The organism is Kitasatospora sp. NPDC056800, from assembly GCF_042789775.1.
Classification (GTDB): Bacteria; Actinomycetota; Actinomycetes; order Streptomycetales; family Streptomycetaceae; genus Kitasatospora.
Window position 1 is genome coordinate 1 of record NZ_JBHUAL010000426.1, and the last position, 1,251, is coordinate 1,251.

Genomic DNA, 1,251 nt, shown 5'->3' on the forward strand with positions numbered 1-1,251 from the left:
GTTAGAGCGCTTCCCTGATAAGGAAGAGGCCACAGGTTCAAGTCCTGTTAGGCCCACCTCCCCGAAGGGCCCGGAGTGATCCACTCCGGGCCCTTCGGCGTTTCCCGCCGCGCTGCCTCCGCGCGTCCGGCCGCGTGCCCGCCGCATTCCCGCCGCCGGGCCGGGAACCGCGCGCCCCTCCCGACGGTTCTCGGGGGAGGGACGGTGGAGGGTTGGTGACGGCATGGCGGTGTTCTGGGCGATGAGCATCCCCGGACTGGTCTGCGCCCTGGTGGTGCTGGCCGCGCTCGATCAACTGGCACTGCGGGCGCGCCGCGCCCGCTGGGTGCCCTGGCGGGGGACGGGCCGGGAGGGGCAGATCTCGGCCACCGGGTTCGAGCAGCTGCACGCGCAGTTCGCCGCGGGCAAGCAGCACGAGCTGGACGAACGTCGCAGCACCCTGATGCTGCGGGACGAGGAGGGCGAGGGGGCGCCGCCGCGGACCAGGGTGGACCTGGCGAACGGCACCGCCGTGGTGGTGGCGCCGGGCCGCCCGGCGGACGGGACGGCGGGCGGACCCGCGGACGGCTCGGCGGGCCGGGTCTGATCCGCGGGCGCGCGGGACGGTCCGGGCACGGTCGGACCGCCCGCCAGGAGGTGCGGCGTCAATCCTGGGACCGGACCGCCGGGTTGGCCGCACCGGTGGCTGGTCACGATTGGGACACCGGTGTGTATCATCGGCCGCAAGGGCAGTCTGGCACCCGGCCGCCCGTTCGCGCTCGAAACACAACTGGACTCGTCGGCCCGGTCAGTCCGGCCGGATCCGGCTCTTGAGTCCACCAACGCAAGAAGGACGAGGTCCCGCGGTGAAGAAGCTTCTCCTGGTCGCCCTGGTCGCCCTCGGCGGCTTCTTTGTCTACCGTCAGGTCCAGGCGGACCGCGCCGAGCAGGACCTGTGGACCGAGGCCACCGACCCGGTCCCGGCCGGTCGCTGAGCCCCCGGCGATCTGACGATCGACGAACTCCGGAGGCGCCCGTCGGCGCCTCCCGGGCCGGCCGGCCCGGTCGACGAACCGGACCGGCCGACCCCTTGGAACGGCACCGTTCCGGGGGGACGGCGCTGGGAATCGCGCCGGAAACCGGTACGCTAGTGCCCGCTGGCACGCGCGCGGTGCCGTCGAGGGGCATTAGCTCAGTTGGTAGAGCGCTGCCTTTGCAAGGCAGATGTCAGGAGTTCGAGTCTCCTATGCTCCACAGCCCACAGCAGTAGCC

2 protein-coding genes and 1 tRNA gene are annotated in these 1,251 nt (G+C 72.6%); all 3 read left to right on the forward strand.

The genetic code is table 11. The features are described 5' to 3' along the window. Positions 1 to 223: 223 nt before the first annotated feature. Complete coding sequence (locus ACFRQN_RS40855) at positions 224 to 586, forward strand: DUF6191 domain-containing protein (protein ID WP_117488751.1); 363 nt, start codon at positions 224 to 226, stop codon at positions 584 to 586. A 259-nt stretch (positions 587 to 845) separates the two neighbouring features. Then, positions 846 to 974, forward strand: a complete 129-nt coding sequence (locus ACFRQN_RS40860; protein ID WP_014137031.1) for a DLW-39 family protein — start codon at positions 846 to 848, stop codon at positions 972 to 974. A 186-nt stretch (positions 975 to 1,160) separates the two neighbouring features. Continuing rightward, positions 1,161 to 1,233, forward strand: a tRNA-Ala gene (locus ACFRQN_RS40865). The last annotated feature ends 18 nt before the right edge of the window (positions 1,234 to 1,251 follow it).

Coding starts and splice junctions, on each gene's coding strand:
- ACFRQN_RS40855 (WP_117488751.1), top strand. CDS start 224: ATGGCGGTGTTCTGGGCGATGAGCATCCCCGGACTGGTCTGCGCCCTG.